The sequence below is a fragment of the Streptomyces sp. NPDC058279 genome, assembly GCF_042881255.1.
In the GTDB taxonomy this organism is placed as follows: Bacteria; Actinomycetota; Actinomycetes; order Streptomycetales; family Streptomycetaceae; genus Streptomyces.
In genome coordinates this window covers 698,915-725,296 of record NZ_JBHVYA010000001.1, presented here as the reverse complement: position 1 = coordinate 725,296, position 26,382 = coordinate 698,915, and the positions used below count along the sequence as shown (strand labels likewise).

24 protein-coding genes and 1 pseudogene are annotated in these 26,382 nt (G+C 72.7%); 13 read left to right on the top strand and 12 right to left on the bottom strand.

Annotation, left to right across the window (positions count from 1 at the left end):
* Positions 1-202 precede the first annotated feature (202 nt).
* Complete coding sequence (locus tag ACFVXJ_RS03515) at positions 203-1,393, top strand: acyl-CoA dehydrogenase family protein (RefSeq protein WP_389657879.1); 1,191 nt, start codon at positions 203-205, stop codon at positions 1,391-1,393.
* A gap of 78 nt (positions 1,394-1,471) precedes the next feature.
* Here the strand turns inward: ACFVXJ_RS03515 and ACFVXJ_RS03510 are convergent, their stop codons facing one another.
* The gene (locus ACFVXJ_RS03510) at positions 1,472-1,645 is read right to left on the bottom strand and encodes a hypothetical protein (RefSeq protein WP_389657875.1); all 174 of its coding nucleotides are present in this window, start codon (positions 1,643-1,645) and stop codon (positions 1,472-1,474) included.
* A 45-nt stretch (positions 1,646-1,690) separates the two neighbouring features.
* Between ACFVXJ_RS03510 and ACFVXJ_RS03505 the strand changes: the two genes are divergently transcribed.
* Positions 1,691-2,680, top strand: a complete 990-nt coding sequence (locus tag ACFVXJ_RS03505; protein WP_389657872.1) for a GNAT family N-acetyltransferase — start codon at positions 1,691-1,693, stop codon at positions 2,678-2,680.
* Here ACFVXJ_RS03505 and ACFVXJ_RS03500 read toward each other — a convergent pair.
* A pseudogene (locus ACFVXJ_RS03500) lies at positions 2,581-2,877 on the bottom strand (flavoprotein); the annotation flags it as partial. The gene ACFVXJ_RS03505 and the pseudogene ACFVXJ_RS03500 overlap by 100 nt on opposite strands.
* Before the next feature lies 1 nt (position 2,878).
* Here ACFVXJ_RS03500 and ACFVXJ_RS03495 point away from each other — a divergent pair.
* Positions 2,879-3,136, top strand: a complete 258-nt coding sequence (locus ACFVXJ_RS03495) for an ArsR/SmtB family transcription factor (protein WP_389657869.1) — start codon at positions 2,879-2,881, stop codon at positions 3,134-3,136.
* Here the strand turns inward: ACFVXJ_RS03495 and ACFVXJ_RS03490 are convergent.
* Together ACFVXJ_RS03490 and ACFVXJ_RS03485 are read right to left on the bottom strand one after the other, a co-directional pair.
* On the bottom strand, positions 3,067-3,915 hold the full coding sequence (locus ACFVXJ_RS03490) for an aquaporin (protein ID WP_389657866.1): 849 nt from the start codon (positions 3,913-3,915) through the stop codon (positions 3,067-3,069). The two genes, ACFVXJ_RS03495 and ACFVXJ_RS03490, sit on opposite strands and share 70 nt — an antisense overlap.
* 53 nt (positions 3,916-3,968) lie before the next feature.
* A complete protein-coding gene (locus ACFVXJ_RS03485) occupies positions 3,969-4,283 on the bottom strand; it encodes an ArsR/SmtB family transcription factor (protein WP_389657863.1) in 315 nt (104 codons plus the stop codon).
* A gap of 62 nt (positions 4,284-4,345) precedes the next feature.
* Between ACFVXJ_RS03485 and ACFVXJ_RS03480 the strand changes: the two genes are divergently transcribed.
* From ACFVXJ_RS03480 to ACFVXJ_RS03465, 4 genes are all read left to right on the top strand, one after another.
* Entirely contained in the window at positions 4,346-4,765 is a 420-nt protein-coding gene (locus ACFVXJ_RS03480; RefSeq protein WP_389657860.1) for an arsenate reductase ArsC, read from the top strand.
* A 147-nt stretch (positions 4,766-4,912) separates the two neighbouring features.
* Positions 4,913-5,746 (top strand): class II glutamine amidotransferase, encoded by an 834-nt coding sequence (locus tag ACFVXJ_RS03475; protein WP_389657857.1) that lies wholly within the window; start codon positions 4,913-4,915, stop codon positions 5,744-5,746.
* Positions 5,747-5,748: 2 nt separating this feature from the next.
* Positions 5,749-7,632, top strand: a complete 1,884-nt coding sequence (locus ACFVXJ_RS03470; protein WP_389657854.1) for a glycoside hydrolase family 15 protein — start codon at positions 5,749-5,751, stop codon at positions 7,630-7,632.
* Entirely contained in the window at positions 7,629-9,011 is a 1,383-nt protein-coding gene (locus tag ACFVXJ_RS03465; RefSeq protein ID WP_389657851.1) for a chloride channel protein, read from the top strand. The genes ACFVXJ_RS03470 and ACFVXJ_RS03465 overlap by 4 nt, the downstream gene beginning before the upstream one ends.
* 39 nt (positions 9,012-9,050) lie before the next feature.
* Here the strand turns inward: ACFVXJ_RS03465 and ACFVXJ_RS03460 are convergent, their stop codons facing one another.
* On the bottom strand, positions 9,051-9,443 hold the full coding sequence (locus ACFVXJ_RS03460) for a DUF4180 domain-containing protein (RefSeq protein WP_389657848.1): 393 nt from the start codon (positions 9,441-9,443) through the stop codon (positions 9,051-9,053).
* Positions 9,436-9,924 (bottom strand): helix-turn-helix domain-containing protein, encoded by a 489-nt coding sequence (locus ACFVXJ_RS03455; RefSeq protein WP_389657842.1) that lies wholly within the window; start codon positions 9,922-9,924, stop codon positions 9,436-9,438. The genes ACFVXJ_RS03460 and ACFVXJ_RS03455 overlap by 8 nt, the downstream gene beginning before the upstream one ends.
* 311 nt (positions 9,925-10,235) lie before the next feature.
* Here ACFVXJ_RS03455 and ACFVXJ_RS03450 point away from each other — a divergent pair, with 311 nt between their 5' ends.
* Both ACFVXJ_RS03450 and ACFVXJ_RS03445 read left to right on the top strand, forming a co-directional pair.
* Positions 10,236-12,305, top strand: a complete 2,070-nt coding sequence (locus tag ACFVXJ_RS03450; protein ID WP_389657839.1) for a tetratricopeptide repeat protein — start codon at positions 10,236-10,238, stop codon at positions 12,303-12,305.
* A complete protein-coding gene (locus tag ACFVXJ_RS03445; RefSeq protein WP_389657836.1) occupies positions 12,302-13,885 on the top strand; it encodes a phytoene desaturase family protein in 1,584 nt (527 codons plus the stop codon). The genes ACFVXJ_RS03450 and ACFVXJ_RS03445 overlap by 4 nt, the downstream gene beginning before the upstream one ends.
* Positions 13,886-13,944: 59 nt before the next feature.
* Here the strand turns inward: ACFVXJ_RS03445 and ACFVXJ_RS03440 are convergent, their stop codons facing one another.
* Both ACFVXJ_RS03440 and ACFVXJ_RS03435 read right to left on the bottom strand, forming a co-directional pair.
* Positions 13,945-14,397, bottom strand: coding sequence for a nitroreductase family deazaflavin-dependent oxidoreductase (locus ACFVXJ_RS03440; RefSeq protein WP_389657833.1), 453 nt, complete (start codon positions 14,395-14,397; stop codon positions 13,945-13,947).
* Positions 14,398-14,491: 94 nt separating this feature from the next.
* Positions 14,492-16,519: a serine hydrolase gene (locus ACFVXJ_RS03435; RefSeq protein ID WP_389657830.1), complete on the bottom strand. Its 2,028-nt coding sequence runs from the start codon at positions 16,517-16,519 to the stop codon at positions 14,492-14,494.
* 146 nt (positions 16,520-16,665) lie between these two features.
* Between ACFVXJ_RS03435 and ACFVXJ_RS03430 the strand changes: the two genes are divergently transcribed.
* Genes ACFVXJ_RS03430 through ACFVXJ_RS03420 form a run of 3 tightly spaced genes read left to right on the top strand, consistent with a single transcriptional unit; the run spans position 16,666 to position 20,558 of the window.
* Positions 16,666-17,784 (top strand): nitronate monooxygenase, encoded by a 1,119-nt coding sequence (locus ACFVXJ_RS03430; RefSeq protein WP_389657827.1) that lies wholly within the window; start codon positions 16,666-16,668, stop codon positions 17,782-17,784.
* A 4-nt stretch (positions 17,785-17,788) separates the two neighbouring features.
* Positions 17,789-19,336 (top strand): acyl-CoA synthetase, encoded by a 1,548-nt coding sequence (locus ACFVXJ_RS03425; RefSeq protein ID WP_389657824.1) that lies wholly within the window; start codon positions 17,789-17,791, stop codon positions 19,334-19,336.
* A 34-nt stretch (positions 19,337-19,370) separates the two neighbouring features.
* Positions 19,371-20,558, top strand: coding sequence for a calcium:proton antiporter (locus ACFVXJ_RS03420; RefSeq protein ID WP_389657821.1), 1,188 nt, complete (start codon positions 19,371-19,373; stop codon positions 20,556-20,558).
* Between the two features lie 45 nt (positions 20,559-20,603).
* On the opposite strand, the gene ACFVXJ_RS03415 is transcribed toward ACFVXJ_RS03420, so the two are convergent.
* The 3 genes from ACFVXJ_RS03415 to paaK form a co-directional block, all read right to left on the bottom strand.
* A complete protein-coding gene (locus tag ACFVXJ_RS03415; protein WP_389657818.1) occupies positions 20,604-21,467 on the bottom strand; it encodes an oxidoreductase in 864 nt (287 codons plus the stop codon).
* A 67-nt stretch (positions 21,468-21,534) separates the two neighbouring features.
* Positions 21,535-22,389: a YhjD/YihY/BrkB family envelope integrity protein gene (locus tag ACFVXJ_RS03410; protein ID WP_389657815.1), complete on the bottom strand. Its 855-nt coding sequence runs from the start codon at positions 22,387-22,389 to the stop codon at positions 21,535-21,537.
* A 109-nt stretch (positions 22,390-22,498) separates the two neighbouring features.
* A complete protein-coding gene (paaK, locus tag ACFVXJ_RS03405) occupies positions 22,499-23,851 on the bottom strand; it encodes a phenylacetate--CoA ligase PaaK (RefSeq protein WP_389657812.1) in 1,353 nt (450 codons plus the stop codon).
* A 173-nt stretch (positions 23,852-24,024) separates the two neighbouring features.
* Here paaK and ACFVXJ_RS03400 point away from each other — a divergent pair, with 173 nt between their 5' ends.
* Complete coding sequence (locus ACFVXJ_RS03400) at positions 24,025-24,672, top strand: DUF2278 family protein (RefSeq protein WP_389657809.1); 648 nt, start codon at positions 24,025-24,027, stop codon at positions 24,670-24,672.
* Between the two features lie 19 nt (positions 24,673-24,691).
* On the opposite strand, the gene ACFVXJ_RS03395 is transcribed toward ACFVXJ_RS03400, so the two are convergent.
* Entirely contained in the window at positions 24,692-26,323 is a 1,632-nt protein-coding gene (locus ACFVXJ_RS03395; protein WP_389657806.1) for an acyl-CoA synthetase, read from the bottom strand.
* Positions 26,324-26,382: the final 59 nt, after the last annotated feature.

Below are 26,382 nucleotides of genomic sequence, written 5' to 3'. Positions count from 1 at the left end.
CGGGGCGGCCGCGTCGAGCCGGCCGTGGAAAGGTGGGCGAGCACTGGGCGACGACATCGCCGACCTGGGCGAGGGCCGCGTTTCGCGTGTCCATGCCGGGAGCCCAGTCCGCCGCCCTTCCGGATTCTTGTAACAGGTTCTACTCTGCCCCCGCCGACGAACCGACCGCCGACGGACGGACCGCGAGAGACCCGGAGGGGCCGTGCACCTCGAATACACGCCTGAGCAGGAGCGGTTGCGCGGCGAACTGCGCGCGTACTTCGCCGAGTTGGTCCCGCAGGACGTCTACGCCCGCTACCAGGACCCCGCCGCCCAGAAGCGCTTCTACCGCGAGACCATCCGCCGGCTCGGGGCCGACGGCTGGCTCGGGGTCGGCTGGCCCCAGGAGTACGGCGGGCGCGGGATGTCGCCGATGGACCAGTTCATCTTCTTCGACGAGGCCGCGCAGGCCGTCGTACCGCTCCCGCTGATGGCGCTGAACACCGTCGGCCCGACCCTCATGCAGTTCGGCACGGACGAGCAGAAGGCGTACTTCCTGCCCCGTATCCTCTCGGGCGAGATCGACTTCGCCATCGGTTACAGCGAGCCCGACGCCGGCACCGACCTCGCCGCGCTCACCTGCAAGGCGGTGCGGGAGGGCGACGAGGAGACCGGTACCTACGTGGTCAACGGCCAGAAGATCTGGACCACCAACGGCGACACCGCCGACTGGGTCTGGCTCGCGGTCCGCACCGACCCCGACGCCCCCGCGCACAAGGGGATCAGCATGCTCCTCGTGCCGACCTCCGACCCCGGCTACTCGTGCACCCTGATCAACACGCTCGCCTCGCACGACACCACCGCGAGCTACTACGAGGACATCCGGGTCCCCGCGAGCCGACGCGTCGGCCGGGAGAACCACGGTTGGCGCCTGATCACCAACCAGCTCAACCACGAGCGCGTCACTCTCGCCGCCCACGGCACCATGGCCATCCGGGCCCTGCACGACGTCCAACGCTGGGCGGCGGAGACCGAACTCGCCGACGGCCGACGGGTCATCGACCTCTCCTGGGTCCGCGGCCGACTCGCCCGCACCCATGCCCGGCTCGACGCGATGAAGCTCCTCAACTGGCAGATGGTGAACGCCGTCCAATCCGGCACCCTCACCCCCCAGGACGCCTCCGCCGTCAAGGTCTACGGCTCGGAGGCCCGCCGCGACGCCTACGCCTGGCTGATGGAGGTGGTCGGCGCGGCCGGCTCCCTCAAGGACGGCTCTGCCGGCGCGGTCCTGCACGGCGAACTCGAACGCGGCTACCGCAGCGCCGTGATCTTCACCTTCGGCGGCGGCAACAACGAGATCCAGCGCGAGATCATCTCCTGGATCGGCCTCGGCATGCCCCGCGTCCGCCGTTGAGAACCGCTGCGCACCGGTCCCGGCACACGGGAGGGTGTGCCGGGACCGGGACGGGGGGCGGGACCGGGGGCGGGGCGGTCAGCCGAGGCGGAGGAGCGGGGTGGACGGGGCTCCGGCGGTCGGGGCGAGGGTGGTCGGGGCGAGGGTGGCGCGGAGGGTCGGGATGCGGGTCCAGGGGAGGCCGAGGGCGCGGGCCGCGTAGCGGAGGGTGACGTGGTCGGCTCCGTCGGCGGCTTCGCGCAGGGTCCTCATCGCCTCGTCCCGGTCGGGGAAGCCGGCCCTGCCGGTGGGCGGGGCGTGCGGCGTCCTGCGTTCGGGCTCCAGCCCGTGGATGCCGGTGAGCCGGTGGGACAGGTCGGCTGCCGCGCCCAGGGTTACCGGGCGTTCGTCGAGCAGGGCCTGTGCGACCGGGTTGTGGCCGATGGCTTCCGCGAGCGGCAGGTGGTACAGCCGTGCGGACGCCGCCGTGAGGGTGATGGTGTCGTTGACCGTGCGGACGGTGCCCCGGGCACCATGGCCTGCCTCGCCCTCCTACGGGACGCGGCGCGCGAGTTCGCCACCGGACACCACACCACGCACTGGTGGCCCTACCTCACCGCACCGGCCGCGACCCGGCTCGCCCCCCTCTACCCGGAACGCCCCCTCCACCTGGAGGACGACGCCCTCATCCCCCTTCCCGGCGCGGGGATCGACGATTACATCGCCTCCCTGCCCTCGCGGCGCCGGGTCGGCATACGCCGCGAACGCCGCGCCTTCGCCGCCGTCGGGCTCGACGTGCGCCACCGACTGCTCGAAGACTGCTTCGAGGACGCCGGGGTGCTGCTGGCCGGACATCAGCAGGGTCACGGGCACGACCGGGACGGGATCGACGCGATGACCGGGCTGCTGAAGCGGCAGGCGGCCGCGATGGGCAGCGAGGCTCGGGTGGTGAGCGCCCACGACGGGCAGCGGATGATCGGGTTCTGCCTGTACTACCACTACGGGACCACGACGTGGATCCGCGCGGTCGCCGTCGACCGGCACCATCCCGCTCCCCACCTGTACTTCAACCTCATGTACTACCTGCCCATCCAGGACGCCTACGCCCATGGCACGACGGGCTTGCACGCGGGCATGACGACCGTCGAGGCCAAGCGGCGGCGGGGCGCCGTGGTGTCCGGCCTGTACGCGCTGGTCGACCGACCCGGTCAGCAGCCGCCGGAGACGGTGGCGGTGGAGCCGATGGCGAGGGTGGCCGGGGTGGCGCAGCAACCGGCGCCGCCGGTCTCCTCGGCGGCCTCCGGCTGATCGAAGAGGCCCGCGCCGCCGCAGACCCCGGTCTCGGGGAGGGTGAGTTCGACGCGTGCGGCGGCTTCGTGGTCGCCGGCGAGGTGGGCGGCGATGGAGCGGACCTGCTCGTAGCCGGTCATGGCGAGGAAGGTGGGGGCGCGGCCGTAGGACTTCATGCCGACGAGGTAGACGTCCTTCTCGGGGTGGGACAGCTCGATGTTCAAGGCCCTGGGGGACCCCGTCCGTCTGCGCCTGTTCTCCTCCGTCGCCTCCCACGAGGGCGGCGAGGCGTGCGTGTGCGACATCTCCGATGTCGGCGTCTCGCAGCCGACCGTCTCCCACCACCTGAAGAAGCTGAAGGAAGCCGGTCTGCTGACCTCCGAGCGGCGCGGGACCTGGGTGTACTACCGGGTGGAGCCCTCCGTGCTCGCGGCCATGGGCGCACTGCTGTCGGGCGCGACCCGGACGGCCTGAACCGCCGGCGCGTCACCGCGCGCGAAGATGACCGCGACGAGGGCCAGGCCCACGACGACGCCCACCGCCTGCATGCCGATGAAGCCGGGCACCGAGCCGGGGGCGATGCCGGCGAAGGTGTCGGTGAAGGCGCGGCCGATCGTCACCGCCGGGTTGGCGAAGGAGGTGGAGGAGGTGAACCAGTAGGCGGCGCCGATGTACGAGGCGACCGCGACGGGCGCGAAGCGCAGCCGGTCGGTCCGGGCCAGGCCGAAGATCAGCATGATCAGGCCCGCGGTGGCGACGACCTCGGCCAGCAGCAGGTGTCCGGCGGAGCGGTCGTGCCGCGACCACCTGACCAGCGGCTCACCGAACATGGCGTCCGCCAGGACCGCCCCCGCTATCGCGCCGACGATCTGCGCGGGCACGTACACGGCCAACTCCCGGGCGTTGACGCCGGCGCCGCCGCGGCGGGCCGTCCACCACTCGGCCACGGTGACGGCCGGGTTGAAGTGCGCGCCCGACACCGGGCCCAGGAGGGCGATGAGGACGCCGAGCCCGAAGACCGTGGCGGTGGAGTTGGCCGGCAAGCGCAGGGCCACGTCATCGGTGAGCCGCGTGGCCTGGATGCCCGAGCCGACGACGATCGTCACGAGGGCCGCGGTGCCGACCAGTTCGGCGGCGGCGCGGGAGATCAGGGGGGTGCGCGGCGGGGTCGCGCCGGGGGCGGGCCGCGGCGCCTCGGCGGCTGGGAACGACTCCACCGCGGGGGCGGTGCCGACGGGGTCGGTGGCGGTCACGGCAGGTTCTTCTCCTCGGGCGGGCGGGACGAGCACCCACGGGTGCTGCGGGGTCATGGGCAGGACTGCTTGACGTTCGCTTCGGCGGTGCGGCGGGCGGTGGACGCGAGGTCGGCGAACCGACCGGCGAGCGCCTCGATGACATCGGGGCGCAGACGGTAGTAGGTGAACCGTCCACACGGCTCCGTCTCCACGACGCCGGCCTCCCGCAGCACTCTCAGGTGGTTGGAGAGGTTCGTCTGGCGCGCGCCGGTCTCCTCGACCAGATGCGTGGTGCAGAGCGTTTCCCTGGCCAGCAGGGTCACGACCCGGAGCCTGAGCGGGTCGGCCAGCACCCGGAGCAGGTCAGTGTCGACTGACGTCATCATGGACTGATATTTTCACATCAGCCAGGGCAGACAACAGTCCGGGCCCGATGAAGGAAGAATCGATGCCCTCCACCCCGCTCGCGTCCGTGTTGTTCGTCTGCGTCCACAACGCGGGCCGTTCCCAGATGGCGGCCGGCTTCCTGCGTCACCTCGCGGGGGACCGGGTCGAGGTCCGCTCCGCCGGCTCCCTGCCCGGAGAGCGGATCAACCCGTCCGCCGTCGCCGCGATGGCCGAGCTGGGCATCGACATCTCCGACCAGAAGCCCAAGGTCCTCACCCCCGAGGCCGCGCAGGCGTCCGACTACATCATCACCATGGGTTGCGGCGACGCCTGCCCGTACTTCCTCGGCAAGACGTACCTCGACTGGCGGCTGGAGGACCCGGCCGGCCAGGGCGTGGCGGCCGTCCGCCCCATCCGCGACGAGATCAAGGGTCTCGTCGAGGGCCTGATCGCCGAGATCGACGCCCCGGGGCAAGGCTGAGCGCGGCCCAACCGCCTGCGTGGCGATCACCGCGGAGGGACGGGAGAATGGATCTGCCGGGTGGGCGCGCCTCCGGCCGACCCGCTGACTCCCGTCTCCCCACCGCCGTCCCACGGCGGTGTCAGGGAGGGACACAGGTGATCGCCCATGTGCAGATGGCTCGCGTACTCGGGAACGCCGCTGTTGCTCGACTCCTTGCTGTACAAGCCCGCACACTCGCTGATCGACCAGAGTCTGCACGCGCGCATGGGCGTGGAGACGACGAACGGTGACGGGTTCGGCGTCGGCTGGTACACGGGCGAGGACGCCACTCCGGCCGTGCTCCGGGACATCGGTCCCGCCTGGAACAACCGCACCCTGCGGGAGATCGCGGACCACGTCCGCTCCCCGCTCTTCTTCGCCCACATCCGGGCGTCGACCGGTACCGCGGTCCAGCAGTCCAACTGCCACCCGTTCCGGCACGGTCGCTGGATGTGGATGCACAACGGCGCCATCGCGGACTTCCACTTGCTGCGCCGGGACCTCTGCCTCCTCGTGGACCCGGCCCTCTTCTCCGACATCGAGGGAACCACCGACTCCGAGGTGATGTTCTACCTCGCGATCACCTTCGGCCTGGACCAGGACCCGGCCGGCGCCGTGGCCCGGATGGTGGGGGTGGTGGAACGCAGCGGCCGGGAGCACGGTGTGGAGTTCCCGATGCAGATGACGGTCGCCGTGACCGACGGGGAGCGGGTGTGGGCCTTCCGGTACTCCAGCCGGGGAGCCTCGCGGTCGCTGTACTACAGCAGCCGGGTGGACGCGCTGCGCAAACTGCATCCCGACGCGGCCTTCCTGCAGACCGTGTCCGAGGAGACCCGCCTCATCGTCTCCGAACCCCTCTCCGATCTGCCCGGCGCCTGGAACGAGGTCCCGGAGGGCAGTTACGGGGTCGTCCAGCCCGGGGCCGACGAGCTGTACCGCTTCACCCCCGAGCCGGCCTAGCGATGCCGCGGCCGTACCCGCCGATCGCCGAACACGGCCTGATCGGCGACCTGCAGACCTGCGCGCTCGTCTCCTCCGAGGGGGTGTTGGACTGGTTCTGTTCCCCCCGCTTCGACTCTCCCAGCGTCTTCGCCGGGCTCCTCGACCACGACCGCGGCGGCTACTTCTCCCTCACCGCGCAGGCGGTGGCGCCGACGGGGGCGGGGGTAGCGCGCGGCGTCGCGCCCGCCGCGCCGGACCCCGGAGCGGCGATCGTCACCCGACAGCTGTACCTCGCCGACACCGCCGTCCTGATCACCCGCTTCCTCACCCGCGAAGGGGTCGGTGAAGTGGTCGACTTCATGCCCGTCCGCGAGGAGCGGACACCCACCGACCGCCACCAGGTGGTGCGCGTCATGAGGGTGGTGCGGGGATCCATGCGCTTCGCCATGGAATGCCGACCCCGCTTCGACTACGGCCGCGCCCCCCACGCCCTGACCCTGCACGACCACGCCGCGTGCTTCGCCGGACCCGGCGTCACCGCCCACCTGCAAACCGCCGGCCAGGTACCGCTCGAAGCCGACGGAGACGACGTACGCGCGACGGTCGCGCTGACGGCGGGGCAACGCGCCGCCGTCGTCCTGACGGTGTGTGACGCCGGTGCCCCGCCCCCGCCGCCCCCCGACGCCGTGGACATGGCACGGGAGTTCACGGACCTGAGCCGCTTCTGGCACCGCTGGATCGGGCGGTGCCGCTACCGCGGCCGCTGGCAACAGATCGTCAACCGCTCCGCCATCACCCTCAAGCTCCTGACCTACGGGCCGACGGGCGCCCCGATCGCCGCCGCGACCACGGGCCTGCCCGAGCAGGAGGGCGGCGAGCGCAATTGGGACTACCGCTACACCTGGGTGCGGGACGCGTCCCTCGCCGTACGGGTCATGCGCGACCTGGGGTTCACCGCCGAGGCGAACGCCTTCCGCGGCTGGCTGGCGGACCGGTTCCGGGACGGCGGGGCACCCAACGGCGAGCCGCTCCAGATCATGTACCGCGTCGACGGCGACCCGCACCTGCCCGAGGAGGTCCTCGGCCATCTGTCGGGGTGGCGCGGCTCCGCCCCCGTGCGCGCCGGCAACGGCGCCGCCGACCAACTGCAACTCGACATCTACGGCGAGGCGGTCTACGCCCTCGCCCAGGCGGGCCAGACCCCCGACGTGGTGGGATACGACGACTGGCGGCGCTCCGCCGCCCTGCTGGACTGGCTCTGCGACCACTGGGACCGCCCCGACGACGGCATCTGGGAAACCCGCGGCGGCAGCAAGGACTTCACCTACAGCCGGCTCATGTGCTGGGTCGCCCTGGACCGGGGCATCCGCCAGGCCGTGGCAACCGCCCGCCCCGCGGACCTGACGCGCTGGACCGCCGTACGCGACGTCCTGCTGGACCAGATCATGACGCGAGGGTGGAGCAGCGAGCGCCGGGCGTTCGTCCAGCGGTACGACAGCTCGGTCCTGGACGCCTCGCTGCTGATGATGCCGCTGGTCGGATTCATCCCGCCGAAGGACCCGCGCTGGCTGTCCACCCTGGACGCGATGGATCGCGAACTCGTGTCCGACAGCCTCGTCTACCGCTACGACCCCGAGGCGTCCCCGGACGGTCTCAGGGGCTCCGAGGGCACGTTCTCCCTGTGTTCCTTCCTCTACGTGTACGCCCTTGCCAGGGCCGGACGGGTCGAACAGGCCCGCTACGCCTTCGACAAGATGCTCACCTACGCCAATCACGTCGGCCTGTTCGCCGAGGAGATCGGGCCCACCGGCGAACAACTGGGCAACTTCCCACAGGCGTTCACCCACCTCGCGCTGGTCACCGCGGCCCTCGCGCTCGACGCCGAACTGGACGAGGAACCATGACGGACCCGACCGGGAAGGCCGGCGGACCGCAGGAGCCGGAGCTCCTGCGCACCATCCTGCGCGCACCCGGCTACCTCAAGGCCCTCTGCTTCTCCGCCTTCGTCGGCATCCCGGTGTCCCTGGTCGCGTTCTGGTTCCTCGCCGGGCTGCACGCGCTGGAACACGCCGTATGGGTGTCCCTCCCGCACGCCATGGGCCGGGACGCGCCCCCGTGGTGGTGGCCCCTGCCCCTGCTGTGCATCGCCGGGGTCGTCGTCGGTCTGGTCGTCAGGCACCTCCCGGGCGCCGGTGGGCACGTCCCGGCGGCGGGACTGGCCACCGGCGGCACCAAGCCGGCTGCGCTGCCGGGCGTGCTGATCGCGGCGGTGGCGAGCCTGCCGCTCGGCGCGGTCCTGGGACCCGAAGCACCCCTGATCGCACTGGGCGGCGGCCTGTCGCTGCTCCTGCGCGACGTGACGAGGGCCCCGACGAGCCCGTTGACCACCGCGGTGCTCGGCGCGGCCGGAGCGGGAGCCGCCATCGCGGCGATCTTCGGCAACCCGCTGATCGCCGCCGTCCTGCTGATCGAGGTGGCGGGAGTGGGCGGACCCAGGCTGTTCGCGGTGACGCTCCCCGTTCTGCTCTCCAGCGGCATCGGCTCCCTGGTCTTCACCGGCTTCGGGCGGTGGACCGGTCTGGGCACCGGCAAACTCGGCCTCAAAGTCGCCGGGCCGGACCGACTGGATGCGCCGGACGTGCTCTGGGGGGTGGTCATCGCCCTCGGCTGCGCCCTCCTCATGCGCCCGGTGCAGTTCGTGGCGCGCCGGGTCGCGCTGTTCGTCGCCGGAGGCGGTTGGCCGCGTACCGTCCTGTGCGCGCTCGGCGCAGCCGCCTGCGCCGCCCTCTACGCCCTGATCACCGGCCGCTCCCCGGCGGAGGCCGCCCTGTCCGGTCAGGCCACGCTGGCGCAGTTGGCCGCCGATCCACAAGCCTGGGGCACCGGCGCGCTGATCGCGGTCCTGCTGTTCAAGGGCGTCGCCTACGCGCTCTGCCTGGGCAGCCTGCGCGGTGGTCCGATCTTCCCGGCGCTCTTCCTGGGTGCGGCGGCCGGCGTGCTGCTGGCGTCCCTGCCCGGCCTGGGCGTCGTACCGGCGATGACAGCGGGCATGGCCGCCGTCACCGTCGCCGTCCTGCGGCTGCCGGTCAGCAGCGTGGTGCTCGTGGTCCTGTTGCTGGGCAGCCCCGCGATGATGCCGATCGCGATCCTCGCCGCCGTGATCGCCTTCGTCACGACCGAACTACTGCCCGCGCTCCCGGTCCTGCCGCCGGCCGAGCCGGCGCCGGCGCCCGCGGGCCGGCCCGGGGCGAGCGCCGACGCGGGAGCGACCGGGGCCCCTTGACGGCGATCACCCCGCCTGCGGAACGCCCTCCGGAGCCGTTCACCCCCGGGCGTGCGGGTCTTCCGGGGCGAGCCGGGCGGTCAGGGCGGCGAGGTCGGGCAGGAACCAGACGTGCCGACCGCGGTTCGCCTCCCGCACGAGGTCCCGCAGGGCGGTACCGGAACGCAGGTGGGGGGAGAGGTCTCCCACGACCACCAGCCGGAGGCGGTACGTGACGAACTTCTGCATGATCGCCCCGGCCAGCCCGGTGCTCAGGTCGAAGAAGCGGTCGTCGAACCGGGCCGTCGGGACGGCGACGGCGACCACGTTCGGGTCCTGGAAGGCACTGCCGATCAAATGGTCCAAGGCATCCTGCTCGGTGGCGATCCGCGCCCCTTCGGCGTCGCAGACCAGGACGGACACGCCATGCTGTGCCACCACCACGTCAGCCACGGCCGGCCTCCCGAGCGGTGTCGTCCGCCAGGATGCCGTTGCCGGGGCCCAGCACGCCGTCGATGAGGAGCAGCAGGTCGGCGCTCGCGCCGGGATTGCCGAGGATCACGATCTTCATTCGGGCCCGCTCCTTGTCGTAGAGGGTCTGCACGCGCAGGGGTTCGGGGGTGTCGCGGGGGGACCGGCCCGCGGCGGTGACCAGGGTGCCCAACCGGCTCGCCGCGTCCGGGCCGATCGCGTCGATCTCGACGATGCTCGACACCTCCACGTGCCCGCGCGGGGTCCCGGCCCCGGGTGCCGGCCCGCCGGACGCCCCGGCGGTGAACGCCTCGAAGTCCTCGCGGGCGATCCGGTACTGCTTGCCGATGCGCACGGCCTTGAGGCGGCCTTCGCGCACGTACGCACGGACGGTCCGTACATGCAGGCCGAGGCGCTCCGCGACCTCCCCGACCGAGTACAGCTCTCGTTCAGCACTCTCCATGAGTATGCATCGTACTCCAAACAGCCTTATGCAGGCGCGATAGGGAAGGATGGGGAAGTTTTCGTGCGTCGGGCGTACGTCAGCCCCAGCCCGGACGGCTTCACGCCCACTCGTCACCTCCGCCTCACCGGACGCCTGCCGCCCACCATCCCCGCAGGTCGCGCCGACGGTCGCCGCCAGGTCACATCTTGAGAGCGATGCGCCGCACGGGCCCCGGGAGTCGCCCCTCGGCGTACACAGGGCGAACGCCAGCGGCCATACTGGACCGTCCGGGGAGGGCGTAGCACACGACACGGGGGCGGCTGCAAGACATGGCGGAGTCCAGACTGATCCAGGGCCGGTACCGGTCGCTCGATCTGATCGGGCGCGGCGGCATGGGCGAGGTATGGCGCGCCCGGGACGAATCGCTGGGCCGCCAGGTCGCCGTCAAGTGCCTCAAGCCCCTCGGCCCCGAGCAGGACAACCACTTCACCCAGGTGCTGCGCGAACGCTTCCGTCGCGAGGCGCGCGTCGCCGCCGCGCTCCAACACCGCGGCGTCACCGTCGTCCACGACTTCGGCGACGACAGCGCGGCCGGCGGCCCGCTCTACCTCGTCATGGAACTCCTGGACGGCCGCAACCTCAGCCAACTCCTGGAGGACAACGAGTCGCGTCCGCTCCCGGTGGACATCGTCGTCGACATCGCCGAGCAGATGGCCGCGGCGCTCGGCTACACCCACGACCAGGGCGTCGTGCACCGCGACCTCAAGCCCGCCAACATCATGCGGCTCACCGACGGCACCGTGAAGATCTGTGACTTCGGCATCGCCCGCCTCGCCCACGACATCGGGTTCACCGCCAAGCTCACCGGCGGCGGCATGGCCATGGGCACCCCCCACTACATGTCGCCCGAACAGATCGCGGGCGGCGAGGTCGACCACCGCAGCGACCTCTACTCCCTCGGCTGCGTCCTGTACGAGATCGCCACCGGCGCCCCGCCCTTCGACCTGGGCGACTCCTGGTCCGTCCTGGTCGGCCACCGCGACACCGCGCCCGTACCGCCGCGCGAGCACCGACCCGAACTGCCGGAATACTTCGACCGGCTGGTCCTCGAACTGCTCGCCAAACGGCCCGAGGACCGCCCGGGCGACGCCCGTCACCTGCACCGACGGCTCGTGGAGCACCGGCTCGGCCCCGGCGGCCCGGCCGGCGCACCCGCCCCGCTGCCCGAGTGGGCCCGGGGGATGACCGCCGGGCGCAAGGCCGGCATCGACGCCCGCCCCGCCAGCGGGGAATGGGCCGTGCTCACCGGTTCCTGGACCACCGCCCGGCCCGGCGTGACCCGGCCGATCGAGCGGCCCGACGCCGCCGCCGACCCCCGGCTCACCCTCGCCGTGGGAATCGCCGTGCCCCGCGGCGCGGCCACGGCCGCCCCGGAGCACCCCGACGCGCTCGACGCCGCCCACGCCCGCGCGCACGCCCTCAGCCGCGACGGTCGGCCCGAGGCGGCGCTGGCCGGTTACGCGGCCGTGGCCCGGGGGCGGGCCCGGGTGTTGGGGCCCGACCACGCCGACACCCTCGCGGCCCGGCAGGAGGAGGCGTACGAGCTGGGTCGTCTCGGGCGTCACCGCGAGGCGTGCGAGATCTACGGCGAGGTGGTCGCCGCCCGGACCCGCGCCCTGGGCCCGCGCCACCCCGACACCCTGCGCTGCCGGCACAACCTCGCCTGCGCGCTGGGCGCCCTCGGCCGGTACGAGGACGCCCACCGCGCCGCCGCCGAGGTCGCGGCGGACCGCGCGGCCGTGCTCGGCGCCGAACACGCCGACACGTTGCTGACCCGGTACGAGGTCGCGTACGCGCTCGGCCGCCTCGGCCGCTGGGACGAGGCGCTGGCCGGCTTCCGGCAGGTCGCCGCCGTCCGCGAACGCGTCCTGGGCCGCGACCACCCCGACGCCCTCGCCGCCCGCTACGAGACCGGCATCGCGCTCGGCCGCACCGGGCGCGCCGCCGAGGCCCTCGAAGTGTTCCGCGCCCTGGTCCGCGACCGCACCCGTGCCTACGGGGCCGCCGACCCGGAGACCCTGCGCGCCCGGCACGTCTTCGGCGTGAACCTGGGCCGGTTGGACCGCTGGGAGGAGGCGGTCGCGGAGGCCCGCCAGGTCGAGCGGACGCGCGCCGAGGTGCTGGGCGCCGAGCACCCGGACACCCTGGTCAGCCGCCGCGAACTCGCCGTCGGCCTGGGCCGGCTGGGCCGCTGGCACGAAGCGCTGCCCCTGTACCGGGAACTCTCCGGCATCCGCGAACGGTCCCTCGGCGAGGGGCATCCCGACACGGTGCTGGCCCACGCCGACGAGGCGTACTGTCTGGAGCGACTCGGCCAGGTGTGCTACCAAGAGCCATGACGACGACCTCGGCGCCCTTCCGGCAGGCGGCCTACGACGCGGTGATCGTGGGCGGCGGACACAACGGCCTGGTGGCCGCCGCTTACCTGGCCCGGGCGGGCAAGTCCGTACTGGTCCTCGAACGGCTCGGTCACACCGGCGGCGCCGCCGTCTCCACCCGCCCCTTCGCGGGCGTGGACGCCAGGCTCTCGCGCTACTCCTACCTGGTCTCCCTCCTCCCGGCGAAGATCGTGCGCGATCTGGGCCTGGACTTCGCGGTACGCGGGCGCACGGTCTCCTCGTACACACCCGTCGAACGCGCCGGCCGGCCGGGCGGACTGCTCATCGGCGGCTCCGAGGCCCGCACGCGGGAGTCCTTCGCCCGGCTGACCGGCTCCGACCGCGAGTACGAGAGTTGGCGCGCCTTCTACGCGACGACGGGCCGGCTCGCCCGCAAGGTGTTCCCGACCCTCACCGAGCCGCTGCCGACGCGCGCGCGGTTGCGGGCCCGCATCGACGACGAGGCCGCCTGGCGGATGCTGTTCGAGGAACCGCTCGGCCGGGCCGTGGAACGGCACTTCGCCGACGACCTGGTCCGGGGCGTGGTGCTGACGGACGGCCTGATCGGCACCTTCGCCGACGCCCACGACCCGTCCCTCGCACAGAACCGCTGCTTCCTCTACCACGTCATCGGCGGCGGCACGGGCGACTGGAACGTCCCCGTCGGCGGCATGGGCGCGCTGACCGACGCCCTCGCGCGGGCCGCTCGGGCGGCGGGAGCGGAGATCCTCACCGGGCACGAAGCACTGCGGATCGACACGGACGGAACGGGCGCGCCCGCGGAGGTGACGTTCCGGACGGCGACCGGGGAGGGCGCCGTCGCGGGACGCGCGGTCCTGGTGAACGCCTCGCCCCGGGCGCTAGCCGAACTGCTGGGCGAGGCCCCGGCCGCTCCGGCGGAGGGCGCCCAGCTCAAGGTGAACATGCTGCTGCGGCGACTGCCCCGGCTGCGGGACCGCTCGGTCGACCCGCGCGAGGCGTTCGGCGGCACCTTCCACATCGCCGAGGGGTACGAGCAACTCGCACGGGCCCACGCCGAGGCCGCGACCGGTGAGCTGCCCTCCGTACCGCCCTCGGAGATCTACTGCCACTCGCTGACGGACCCTTCGATCCTCGGGCCCGAACTCGCCGCCCGCGGCTACCAGACGCTGACCCTGTTCGGTCTGCACACCCCGGCCCGGCTCTTCGAGAGGGACAACCAGGGGGCGCGGGAGGTGCTGTTGGCCGGTACCCTCGCCCAGCTCGACGCGCATCTGGCCGAGCCCCTCACCGAATGCCTCGCCCTCGACGCGGACGGCCGGCCCTGCATCGAGGCCAAGACCCCGCTCGACCTGGACCGCGAACTGCGCCTGCCCGGCGGGCACATCTTCCACCGCGACCTGTCGTGGCCCTACGCGGACGGCCAGGACACGGGTGCGGGTCGTTGGGGGGTGGAGACGGCCCACCCGAACGTGCTGCTCTGCGGGGCGGGTGCGGTGCGCGGCGGCGGTGTGAGCGGGGTTCCCGGTCACAACGCCGCCATGGCGGTCCTCGGACGCTGAGCCCTTGCGCCCGGCCCGTAAACGAGCCGGCCGCACGGAACCCGGCCGCTACCCGGCCTCTACGCGGGCTGTTCGACCGGTTCGATGACCACGATCGGGATCTCGCGGTCCGTCTTGGCCTGGTACTCGTCGTACGCGGGCCAGTGGCCCACCATCAGCGGCCAGTACGCGGCGCGTTCCTCGCGGTTCGCGGTGCGCGCGGTGGCGTGGAGGATCTTCGGGCCGACCTGGACCCGGACCTCGGGGTGGGCGGTCAGGTTCTTGTACCAGAGCGGGTCCTCGGGGTGGCCGCCCTTGGACGCCACGACGAAGTACCGGCCGTCGGCCTCCCCATAGATGAGCGGGGTGCGCACGGGCTTGCCGGAGACCCGGCCGAGGGTGGTGAGCAGCAGGGTCTGGGTCCCGTTCCAGAACTGGCCCTCGGCTCCGCCGGAGCCGACGTACAGCTTGACGTGGTCGAGCGTCCAGCCGGGCTTGGGGTCGATGGGGTGGTCCCAGTCGATGTCGTTCATGTTCTGCCTGCCTTCGCGTGTCGAAAGGTCAACGAACCTCGGCATTGAACCGCAACGCGGGCGGGGATACGGGCATTCCGCCCGCCCGCGCCGCTCAGTCGGTCGAGCGCGTCCACCCCGTGACCTCCAGGCGGGCGGCGTCGGCGGGGCGGTCCTCGGCGAAGAGCAGGCGGGCCGGTTCGGCGACGCGGATGACGTCGACGTAGACACCGCGTCCCACATAGCGACCGGTGGCGGTGTGGCGCAGGCGCAGCCGGACCTCGTGGCCCGCCCAGGGTGTGAGGGAGGCTTCGAGGCGGTGCCAGATGCGGCCCGACCAGCCGTCGGCGCGGCCCAGGGGCCACGCCTCGGGCGCGCCGCCGGTGGCGCGCACGGTGGTGAAGGGCAGCGGCTGCCAGCTCTGCCCGTCGGGGGAAACCTCCAGGTGGAAGGCGCCTTCGCCCGGCACGGTGTCCCACCACAGGGCGCAGCGCAGCCGGGCGGCCGCGGTGGTGGGGACGAGCGGGGGCAGGGTGAGGGTGCCCGAGCCGCCCGGGGTCATGCCGGAGAACCAGGCGGGGCCGCCGTGCCGGGTGCGGACGGGTACCGCGCGGGCGAAGCGGTTGCCCGTGGCGACCCGGGGCGCGCTGCCGGCCCGCCAGGTCCGCACGGGGTGGACGGAGTTGCCGAGCAGGATCAGGAAGGAGTCGGTGGAGGGGTCCAGGACCAGCGAGGTGCCGGTGAAGCCGGTGTGGCCGGCGGAGTGCGGGGTGGCCATCGCGCCCATGTACCAGTGCTGGTAGAGCTCGAAGCCCAAGCCGTGGTCGTCGCCGGGGAAGGCGGTGTTGAAGTCGGTGAAGAGCAGTTCGACGGAGGCGGGCCGCAGGATGCGCTTCCCGGCGTAGACCCCGCCGTCGAGCAGGGCGCGGGCGAGGACGGCCAGGTCCCAGGCGGTGCCGAAGACGCCCGCGTGGCCGGCGACACCGCCGAGGGCGTACGCGTTCTCGTCGTGGACCTCGCCCCACACCAGACCGCGGTCCAGACCGGACCAGGGCGGACGCTGGACCTCCGTGGCGGCGATGCTCCGGCGCCAGGAGAGCGGTGGGCGGTAGCGAGTGCGGTGCATCCCGAGCGGAGCGGTGATCTCTTCGCGGAGCAGGGTGTCCAGTGTGCGAGCGGTGATCCGTTCCAGGAGCAGTTGGAGCGCGATGAGGTTCAGGTCGGAGTACCGGTACACGGTCCCGGGCGTGTCCTGGGGTCGCACCGACCACAGCAGCCTCAGCTGCCCCTCGCGCGTGGACTCCTGGTAGAACGGCGCCCACGAACGCAACCCCGAGGTGTGGGTGAGCAACTGCCGGACGGTGACCAGCTCCTTGCCGCCTCCGGTGAACTCCGGCAGGTAGCGGTCCACCGGAGCCTCCAGCTCCAGGCGCCCCCGCTCCATCTGCTGCACGGCCAGCAGCGAGGTGAACAGTTTGCTGAGGGAGGCCAGGTCGAAGACGGTGTCCTCGGCCATCGCGATCCGTTCGGCCGCGGGGAACTCCCGGACCCGGTCGGTGCGGCCGTCGTAGTCCGCGTAACGGACCGCGTCGCCCATGGCGCGGTGGAGCGCGACGGTGCGGCCGCGGCCGGCGAGGACGACGGCCCCGGCGTAGTACGGGTGTGCGGGGGAGGGGCCGAGGAAACGCCGGGCCTCCTCCGCCACCCCTTCGAGGTGCTTCTCCAGCAGGCCGGCCTGGCGCGCGGAGCCGTACCGCAGCTTCAGCCCCTGGAGGGCGAGCCGTTCGGCCGGGTTGCCGCGCGCGCCCGCCGCCCCGGGGAGGGCGGCCTGGAGGACGAGCACACCCCCGAGGGCGAGCAGCCGCGCGCCCAGTCGCCTGCGACTCAGCCCGCCGGGCGCGGCCCCGGCGACGCCCCGACCCCTACGGGCCGCGCCCGCGCCGCTCGCGCCCGCGCCGCTCGCCGGTCCCGCCTGCGCGCCGCTCGCCGGTCCCGCCTGCGCGCCGCGGGTCGGTCCCGTACCGCCGCCCGCGCCCGCGCCCGCCGGTCCGGTCCACGCCCCGCCGACTCCGGTCCCATCGACCGGGCCCGCACCCGCCGTTCTCCCGTCGTCGCCCCCGACCGCCCCCGTGAACTCGTCCATGACCGGTCCTCCCGTCCGCCGTCGCACCCTCTCGCAGTATCTGCCCGCGCGGCCCGTGCCTCCCGCACCGACCGGCCCGCAAAGAATCTGACGCGGCATCAGAAAAGCTCTTCCCTCGACCGGCGCGCTGCGGCATCCTCACGCCCATGGAGACGGAGCTGAGCAAGAAACTGGGAGTCGAGCACGCCATCTTCGGCTTCACGCCCTTCCCGGCGGTCGCCGCTGCCATCACCCGTGCGGGCGGATTCGGCGTACTCGGCGCCGTCCGCTACACCGCGCCCGACGACCTCAGGCGCGACCTCGAATGGATGCAGGAGCACACCGACGGCAAGCCTTACGGCCTCGACGTCGTCATGCCCGCCAAGAAGGCCGTCGACGGCGTCAGCGAAGCCGACATCGAGGCGATGATCCCGGCGGGACACCGCGCCTTCGTCCGCGACACCCTCGCCAAGCACCACGTGCCCGAGCTCGCCGAGGGAGAGGCGTCCGGCTGGCGGATCACCGGCTGGATGGAACAGGTCGCCCGGGACCAGCTCGACGTCGCCTTCGACTACCCCGTCAAACTCCTCGCGAACGCGCTCGGTTCCCCGCCCGCCGACGTCATCCGCCGCGCCCACGACCACGGCGTCCTGGTCGCCGCCCTCGCCGGCAGCGCCAAACACGCCCGCCGGCACGCCGAGGCCGGCATCGACGTCGTCGTCGCCCAGGGCTACGAGGCCGGCGGCCACACCGGCGACATCGCCACGATGGTGCTGGTCCCCGAGATCGTCGACGCCGTCGCACCCCTGCCCGTCCTCGCCGCCGGAGGCATCGGCAGCGGCGCACAGATCGCCGCGGGCCTCGCCCTCGGCGCACAAGGGGTCTGGCTCGGTTCGCTCTGGCTCACCACCACCGAAGCCGATCTGCACTCCCGTGCGCTCACCGCCAAACTCCTCGCCGCCGGCTCCGGCGACACCGTCCGCTCCCGCGCCCTCACCGGCAAGCCCGCCCGCCAATTGCGCACCGAGTGGACCGACGCCTGGGACGACCCGGACGGGCCCGGCGCGCTCCCCATGCCGCTCCAGGGCCTGTTGGTCGCCGAGGCCGTGTCACGCATCCAGAAGTACGAGGTCCAGTCGCTGCTCGGCACCCCGGTCGGCCAGATCGTCGGCCGGATGAACAGCGAACGCAGCGTCCAGGCCGTCTTCGACGACCTGACGAGCGGTTTCGAGAAGGCCATCGACCGCGTCAACCGCATAGCCGGCCGCCGGACCCGAGAGGCGTGAGCAGATGCCCGACACCAACGGCTTCTGGGCCCAGGCCACCGCCGAGCCCGACCGCACCGTACTGACCACCCCCGACGGCGAGCAGTGGAGCGCGGGCCGGCTGCACGCCGACGTCAACCGACTCGTCCACGGGCTGCGCGCCGCCGGGATGGAACGGGGCGACGCCTTCGCCGTCGTCCTGCCCAACGGCGTCGCGTTCCTCACCGCCTACCTCGCCGCCTCCCAGGCCGGTTTCTACCTCGTCCCGGTCAACCACCACCTCGTCGGCCCCGAGATCGCCTGGATCGTCGCCGACTCCGGGGCCAAGGTGCTCATCGCGCACGAGCGTTTCGCCGAGGCCGCCACCGCGGCGGCCGACGAGGCCGGCCTGCCCGCGAGCCACCGCTACGCCGTCGGGACGGTGACCGGTTTCCGCCCGTACGAGGACCTCCTGGCCGGGCACCCGGCCACGCCCCCCGCCGACCGCACCCTCGGCTGGGTCATGAACTACACCTCCGGCACCACCGGCCGGCCGCGCGGCATCCGCCGCCCGCTGCCCGGCAAGCTCCCCGAGGAGACGTACCTCGGCGGCTTCCTCGGCATCTTCGGCATCCGGCCCTTCGACGACAACGTCCACCTCGTCTGCTCGCCGCTCTACCACACCGCCGTCCTCCAGTTCGCGGGCGCCGCCCTGCACATCGGGCACCCGCTGGTCGTCATGGACAAGTGGACGCCCACCGACATGCTGCGCCTGATCGACCGGTACGCGTGCACCCACACCCACATGGTGCCGACCCAGTTCCACCGCCTCCTCGCGCTCCCACAGGAGACGAAGGACGCCTACGACGTCAGCTCCATGCGGCACGCCATCCACGGCGCCGCGCCCTGCCCCGACCACGTCAAGCGGGCGATGATCGACTGGTGGGGCGGCTGTGTGGAGGAGTACTACGCGGCCAGCGAGGGCGGGGGCGCCTTCGCCACCGCCGAGGACTGGCTGAAGAAGCCGGGAACCGTCGGCAGGGCCTGGCCGATCAGCGAACTCGCCATTTTCGACGACGACGGCAACCGGCTGCCGCCCGGCGAACTCGGCACCGTCTACATCAAGATGAACACCGGCGGGTTCAGCTACCACAAGGACGAGGGCAAGACACGCAAGAACCGCATCGGCGACTTCTTCACCGTCGGCGACCTGGGACTGATGGACGAGGAGGGCTACCTGTTCCTCCGGGACCGCAAGATCGACATGATCATCTCCGGTGGGGTCAACATCTACCCGGCCGAGATCGAGTCCGCCCTGCTGACCCACCCGGCGGTCGCGGACGCCGCCGCCTTCGGCATCCCGCACGACGACTGGGGCGAGGAGGTCAAGGCCGTCATCGAGCCCGCCGAGGGCTTCGAGGCGGGCGACGCGCTCGCCGCCGAGATCCTGCACCATTGCGAGCGGCGGCTGGCCGCGTACAAGCGGCCCAAGACGGTCGACTTCATCGAGACGATGCCCCGCGACCCCAACGGCAAGCTCTACAAACGACGGCTGCGTGAGCCGTACTGGGAGGGGCGGGAGCGCGCCATGTGACCCACCGGGGGGACGTTCTGGCAAGTTGGCCGACATGAGTACGGCAACGCACAGAACGCCCCTGACCGACTGGACCGTCGTGGTCCCCGTGCTGGCCCTCGTCGCGCTCGTCCTGAGCTGGGGACGCGACCTGCCCGCCGTCGCGGTGGCGCTGGTCGCCCTCTGCCTGGCGGGCGCGGTCCTGGCGGCCGTCCACCACGCGGAGGTGGTGGCCCTGCGGGTCGGTGAACCGTTCGGCTCCCTCGTCCTGGCCGTCGCCGTCACCATCATCGAGGTGGCCCTGATCGTCACCCTGATGGCCGGCGGCGGCGACAAGACCTCCTCGCTGGCCCGGGACACCGTCTTCGCCGCCGTCATGATCAGCTGCAACGGCATCGTCGGCGTGTCCCTGTTGGTCGGCGCGCTGCGCAACCGGGTGGCCGTCTTCAACGCCGAGGGCTCGGGTGCGGCGCTCGCCACCGTCGCGACGCTCGCCGCGCTCAGCCTCGTGCTGCCCACGTTCACCACCTCGAAGCCCGGCCCCGAGTTCTCCAGCGCCCAGCTGACCTTCGCGGCCTGCGCCTCGCTCGCGCTCTACGGCCTGTTCATCGCGGTCCAGACGGTCCGTCACCGCGACTACTTCCTGCCGGTGGACACGCGGGGGAGCGCGTCGGGGCCGGCCGTCGCAGCGGCGGCCCGGACGGTGGCCGGTCACGGAGGCGGGGACGGGGCTGGGGGCGCGGACGGCGACGGCGACGGGGAGGGAGACCACGCCGTGCCGCCGAGCTTCCGAACCGCCCTGATCAGCCTCGGTCTGTTGCTGGTCGCACTCGTCGCGGTGGTCGGCAACGCGAAGGCCGTCTCGCCGACCATCGAGCGGGGTGTCGCCGACGCCGGACTGCCGCACGCCGTCGTCGGTGTGATCATCGCCCTGCTGGTGCTGGCCCCCGAGACCCTGGCGGCCGTGCGCGCCGCCCGCCGGGACCGGATGCAGACCAGCCTGAACCTGGCCTACGGCTCCGCCATCGCCAGCATCGGCCTGACCATCCCGTCCATCGCGCTGGCCTCGGTCTGGCTCTCGGGACCACTGCTGCTCGGTCTCGGCGCCCTCCACATGGTCCTGCTGACGCTGACGGTGGTGGTCAGCGCCCTGACGATCGTGCCGGGGCGGGCGACGCTGCTCCAGGGCGGGGTGCACGTCGTGCTCCTCGCCGCCTACCTGTTCCTGGCCGTGAGCCCGTAGCCGGCGGCCCCGCGGGCTGCGGAGTACGGGCTCACGGGTCGGGGGTCAGCCGTCGAAGTCCGTGCCCCGGCTGACGGATTCCCAGGCGTCCGCTTCGGCGCGGACGCCTTCGTCGTGGGCGCGGATGAACTCGACGGCGTCATTGCCCAGTACGAGCCGCAGTGGGGTCTTCGGGGCGTCCAGGGCGGCGAGGATCGCGGGGACCGCCTTGACGGGGTCCCCGGGCTGGTGGCCGTCGCTCGCCGGGAGCCCGACGCGGACCGGGCCGACGATGTCCTCGTACGCCGCGAGCGGGGTCGTGGACCGCAGCGCGCCGCCGCCCGCGAAGCCCGTACGGAACGAGCCGGGTTCCACGATGAGCACCTTGATCCCGAAGGGGGCCACCTCGGCCGCGAGCGCCTCGGTCAGGCCCTCCAGGGCGAACTTCGTCGCGCAGTAGGCACCGACACCGGGGAAGGCCAGCCGTCCGCCCATGCTGCTCATCTGGACGATCGCGCCGGACTTGCGGGAGCGCATGTGGGGGAGTGCGGCGCGCTGGAGCGCCGCCGGGCCGAAGAAGTGCAGGTCCATCAGCTCGCGGAGTTCGGCGTCGGTCGCCTCTTCCACGGCGCCGACCAAGCCGCGACCGGCGTTGTTGACCAGGACGTCGATGCGGCCGAAGCGCTCCACGACGCCGTCCACGGCCTCTTGGGCGCGGGCCGTGTCCGTCACGTCGAGGGCCAGCGGGACCAGCCGGTCCGGGTGCTCGGCCGCCAGGTCGTCGAGGGCGCCGGTGCGGCGGGCGGCCGCCACGACCGTGTCACCGGCGGCCAGCGCCGCCTCGGCCAGGATCAGGCCGAACCCGGAGGACGCCCCGGTGATCAGCCAGACCCGGCTTTCGGACGCGCCCGTCGGATACTGAGTCGTCATCAATCCCCCTGTGAGTCAACGGCGTTAGTGGATCACCGGCGATCCTCGCACCGGATTGGCCGCCGCGTCAGCCGCTTCCGGGACCGGGGGCATCCGGCCCCTCGTCGGCGACCGCGCCGGACCGGCGCAGCCGGCGCAGGGTGAGCCGTTCGTGGGCCAGACGGCCGACGAGGGAACCGCCGTAGACGACGAAGCCGACACCGACCAGCCAGGACTGGACGACGAGGAGGGTGCCGAACGGCCCGTAGGTGACGGCGCTGGACGCGATCAGCGGGGAGAACACCAATTGGGAGAAGACCCGTAGGCCGAGCAGGCCGAGGCTGGTGGCGACCGCCCCGGGGAACAGGGCCCGCCAGCGCACGCGCCCGCCCAGCAGGAGACGCTGGGAGGTCCAGAAGAAGAGCACCGTGCCCGCGAGGTCGCTCACCGTGCCGATGGCGATGCCGAACGCGTTCTGCGAGGGAGCGGGGATCTCGACCAGGAGGGCGAGGTAGCAGACGAGCAGGGCGAGCCACACGACGTGCCGCCACATGGTGTGCCAGCGGGCGGTGGGCAGGTCCCAGACCTTCTCGTAGCCGGTCTGGACGGCCGAGCCGAACGTCAGGCCGAAGACGGCGAGGGCGGCCAGACCGAAGGCGGTGGTCCGCTCCAGCGCCAGGTCGGCGGCGCTGAACAGCATCTCGACCCGGGCCCGCGAGGCCTCCGTCACCCCCAGGGCCTGGCCCAACCAGCGGCCGAAGCCGGAGCCGCTGCCGGGCGCGGCGGCCGCGACGACCACCAGCAACGGCACGAGGGTCAGGAATCCCAGGGCCGCGAATCCCATCGCCCGGTGCATCAGCTCCATCTGGCGCCCCCGGCTCCAGGCCAGCCCGACGAGGGAGGCCCGGAGCCGGTCATGCGGCGGACGGGGCTTCGAGGTCACACCCTTCACCTACCCGGCCGCACCCCGATCGCCTCGGAGGCGCCGGTGAAAACGGCCCGAAGGGGTGGTGTCCGGCGCCCGCGCGGCGGACTCCGCTCCGCGGCGGCCGTCAGGCCCGTCCCGGCGTCTCCTCCCGCAGGTCCCGGATCCGCTTGATCTTGCCCACCGACCGCTCCAGCGTCTCCGGATCCACCACCTCCACCCGCACGGACACCCCGACGCCCTCCTTCACGGCCCGGACCACCGAGGCGGCCGCCGCTTCCCGTTGCGCGGCGTCCGCCCCGCGCCGGGCCTCGACCCGGACGGTCAGCGCGTCCATCCGGCCCTCGCGGGTCAGTCGGAGCTGGAAGTGCGGGGCCAGGGCCGGGACGCGCAGCAGGATCTCCTCGATCTGCGTCGGGTAGAGGTTCACCCCCCGCAGGATGATCATGTCGTCGCTGCGGCCCGTGATCTTCTCCATCCGGCGGAAGGCGGGCCGGGCGGTGCCCGGCAGCAGCCGCGTCAGGTCCCGGGTGCGGTAGCGGACGACGGGCATGGCCTCCTTGGTGAGCGAGGTGAACACCAGCTCCCCCGGCTCGCCGTCCGGGAGTACCGCCCCGGTGATCGGGTCGACCACCTCGGGATAGAAGTGGTCCTCCCAGATGTGGAGCCCGTCCTTCGTCGAAGCGCATTCCTGCGCCACCCCGGGCCCCATCACCTCCGACAGCCCGTAGATGTCCACGGCGTCGATGCCGAGCCGGTCCTCGATCTCCCGGCGCATCTCCTCCGTCCACGGCTCCGCGCCGAATATCCCCGTACGGAGCGAGGTCGAGCGGGGGTCGATGCCCTGGCGCTCCATCTCGTCCAGCAGCGTCAGCATGTAGGAGGGGGTCACCATGATGACCTCCGGTCGGAAGTCCTGGATCAGTCGGACCTGGCGGTCCGTCATGCCCCCGGAGGCCGGCACGACCGTACACCCGAGCCGTTCTGCGCCGTAGTGCGCGCCGAGGCCGCCGGTGAAGAGGCCGTACCCGTAGGCGATGTGCACGACCTGCCCCGGTCGCCCGCCCGCCGCGCGGATGGAGCGGGCGACGACATCCGCCCAGGTCGACAGGTCCCCCTCGGTGTACCCCACCACCGTCGGCCGGCCGGTGGTTCCGCTGGAGGCGTGGATGCGGCGCACGTCCGAACGGGGTACGGCGAACATCCCGAAGGGGTACTGGTCGCGCAGGTCGGCCTTGGTGGTGAAGGGGAAGAGGGAGAGGTCGGCGAGGGAACGGCAGTCGTCCGGGTGCACGCCGGCCTTGTCGAAGGCGTCGCGGTAGAAGGGCACCCGTTCGTAGACCCGGCGCAAGGTGGTACGCAACCGGCCGAGCTGGAGGGCCGCCAGCTCGGCACCGCTCAACGACTCGCCCGCGTCCGGTCCGGGGCCGCGCCCCGGCAGGCCGTCTCGGTCCCGCTCCTCACCAGCGAAGTCCGACATGTCCTCACCCCATCGTGAAACGTACCGACCGATCATTCGGTAGCCTGCCGGAGAGTGCGGGCCAAAGCAATGACTCGAACGAGTGATCGGTGCTGCCGGCGCCGTGGGACCGGGCGGGAGTGGTGCCCGGGCCGCCGTTCGCCCCACCGGTCCGGCGGTGGTTCACTGTCCGCATGCCGCTCGCCGACTACGGAGTGCTGTCCGGAACACTGCACCGCCACTTCCGTGACGAACCCGATGCCCGGGGCCGCTGGTTCCACGTCAACCTGGAGGTCGACACACCCGACGGCCGCTACCGGTGCGCCGTCGACGTCGACAGCGAGGACGCCGCGATCGGCGTGCGGTGGAAGGTCCTCACCCTCGCGGCCTCGGTGCTCGAACCCGCCTCCGCGCTCGCGCCCGGCCACCACGACCTCGCCCGCACCTCCGGATCGGGCGCCGTCGACTTCCAGCGCCACCCCGCACTGGCCGGCCGGCCCGGCCGCGCGATCGCCCGGCTGCGCGCCCTCCTCGGCCGGCCGGCCCCGACGCACCCCTGGATCTCGGGCTCCTGTCTGGAAGCGTCCCGGGCGCTGGAGCCGCTCCTCGTACCCGGCCGGCCCGTCCTGGTCTTCGGAGAGGTCTTCGACCGCGGCGGCCCGGGCATGCGCAACATCCACCAGAACCAGGGCGATCCGTACGGCAGCCGCTGGTGGGCGGACAACGGGACCTGGCAGGACGGCGCGACGATGACCAGGAGGGACGACGGCTGGTACGACGTCTTCCTCTCCAGGTTCTCCACCCAGGCCGACCGGACCGGTCCCGACGGCCGGCCCGCGTGAGGCGGCCCCACCCGCGGTCTCAGCGGCTGGCGTCCGCCTCCGTGGCCACCGCCTTCGCCCAGCGGTAATCCGCCTTCCCGCTCGGCGAGCGCTGGATCGCGGGCGCGACGACGAGCTGGCGCGGGATCTTGTACCCCGCGAGCCGCGTCCGGCAATGTGCCTGGATCTCCTCCAGCGTCGGCTCCGGCGCCCCCGCGCGCACCTGGACCACCGCCGCGACATGACTGCCCCACGTCGGGTCCGCCACCCCCGCGACCAAGGCGTCGTACACGTCCGGGTGCGACTTCAACGCCTGCTCGACTTCCTCCGGGTAGACCTTCTCGCCCCCGGTGTTGATGCACTGCGAGCCGCGCCCGAGCACCGTGACGATCCCGTTCTCGTCCACCGTCGCCATGTCGCCGAGCAGTACCCACCGCTCCTCGCCCTTGCGGAAGAAGGTCTCGGCGGTCTTCACGGGGTCGTTGTAGTACCCGAGCGGCACGTGCCCGCGCTGCGCGAGACGCCCCGGCCGGCCCACCGGCACCGGCTCGTGAGTCACCGGATCCACCACCTGGGTACGGTCGTTGACCTCCAGCCGGAACCCCTTCTCCGGGCCCGAGTCGTTCGCCGCGCGGCCGTTGGAACCGGACTCCGAGGAACCGAAGTTGTTGAGCAGCACCACGTGCGGCACCAGCCGCTGGAACTCCGCCCGGACCGTCTCCGACATGATCGCCCCGGACGAGGAGACGCTGAACAGCGAGGACAGGTCGGTCCCCCTGAGCGGGCCGTTCAGCGCGTCGATGAGCGGCCTGAGCATCGCGTCGCCCACCAGGGACACGCTGGAGACCTTCTCCTTCTCGATGGTGCGCAGCACTTCCTCGGGCGCGTACTTGCGGTGGATGACCACCCGCTGGCCGTAGTTGAAGGCGATGAACGAGGTCAGCGTCGACGTGCCGTGCATCAACGGGGGCGCCGGGAAGAACGTGAGCCCCGCGCCGCGCGCCGCCACCCGTTCGGCCAGTTCCTCCGGCCGCTTCACCGGCTCGCCCGACGGCTCGCCACCGAACAGCCCGGCGAAGAAGAGGTCTTCGGCCCGCCACATGACGCCCTTGGGCATCCCGGTGGTGCCCCCGGTGTAGATGATGAACAGGTCATCGGGGGAGCGGGGCGCGAAGCCGCGCTCCGGGGACCCGGCCGCCTCCGCGTTCTCGTACGCGACGGGCGCGATGGCGGGCTCCGGGGTGCCCGCGGGGGCCCCGCCGACCCGGATCAGGTGCCGGAGCCGGTGCGTCTGGGGGAGGGCGGCGGCCACCCGCTCGGTGAACTCGCCCTCGAAGACGAGCGCGGCGAGGTCGGCGTCGTTGTAGAGGTAGACCAACTCCTCCTCGACGTAGCGGTAGTTGACGTTCACCGGGACCAGTCGCGCCTTGAGGCAGGCCAGCACCGTCTGGAGGTATTCCACGCCGTTGTAGAGGTGCAGCCCCAGATGCTCGCCGGCCGTCAGGCCGCTGTCGAGGAGGTGGTGCGCGAGACGGTTCGCCGCCGCGTCCAGTTCCGCGTACGTCAGGCGGCGCTCGGCGCCGGTGCCCGGGTGGTCCACGTAGACGAGGGCCTCCCGATCGGGTACCACGTCGACGACCGACTCGAACAGGTCGGCAAGGTTGTACTCCACCGTTCCTCCTGACCCGAAAGTGTCCATGGCTGACCCCATGGCCGGCCCGGCTCGGCGGT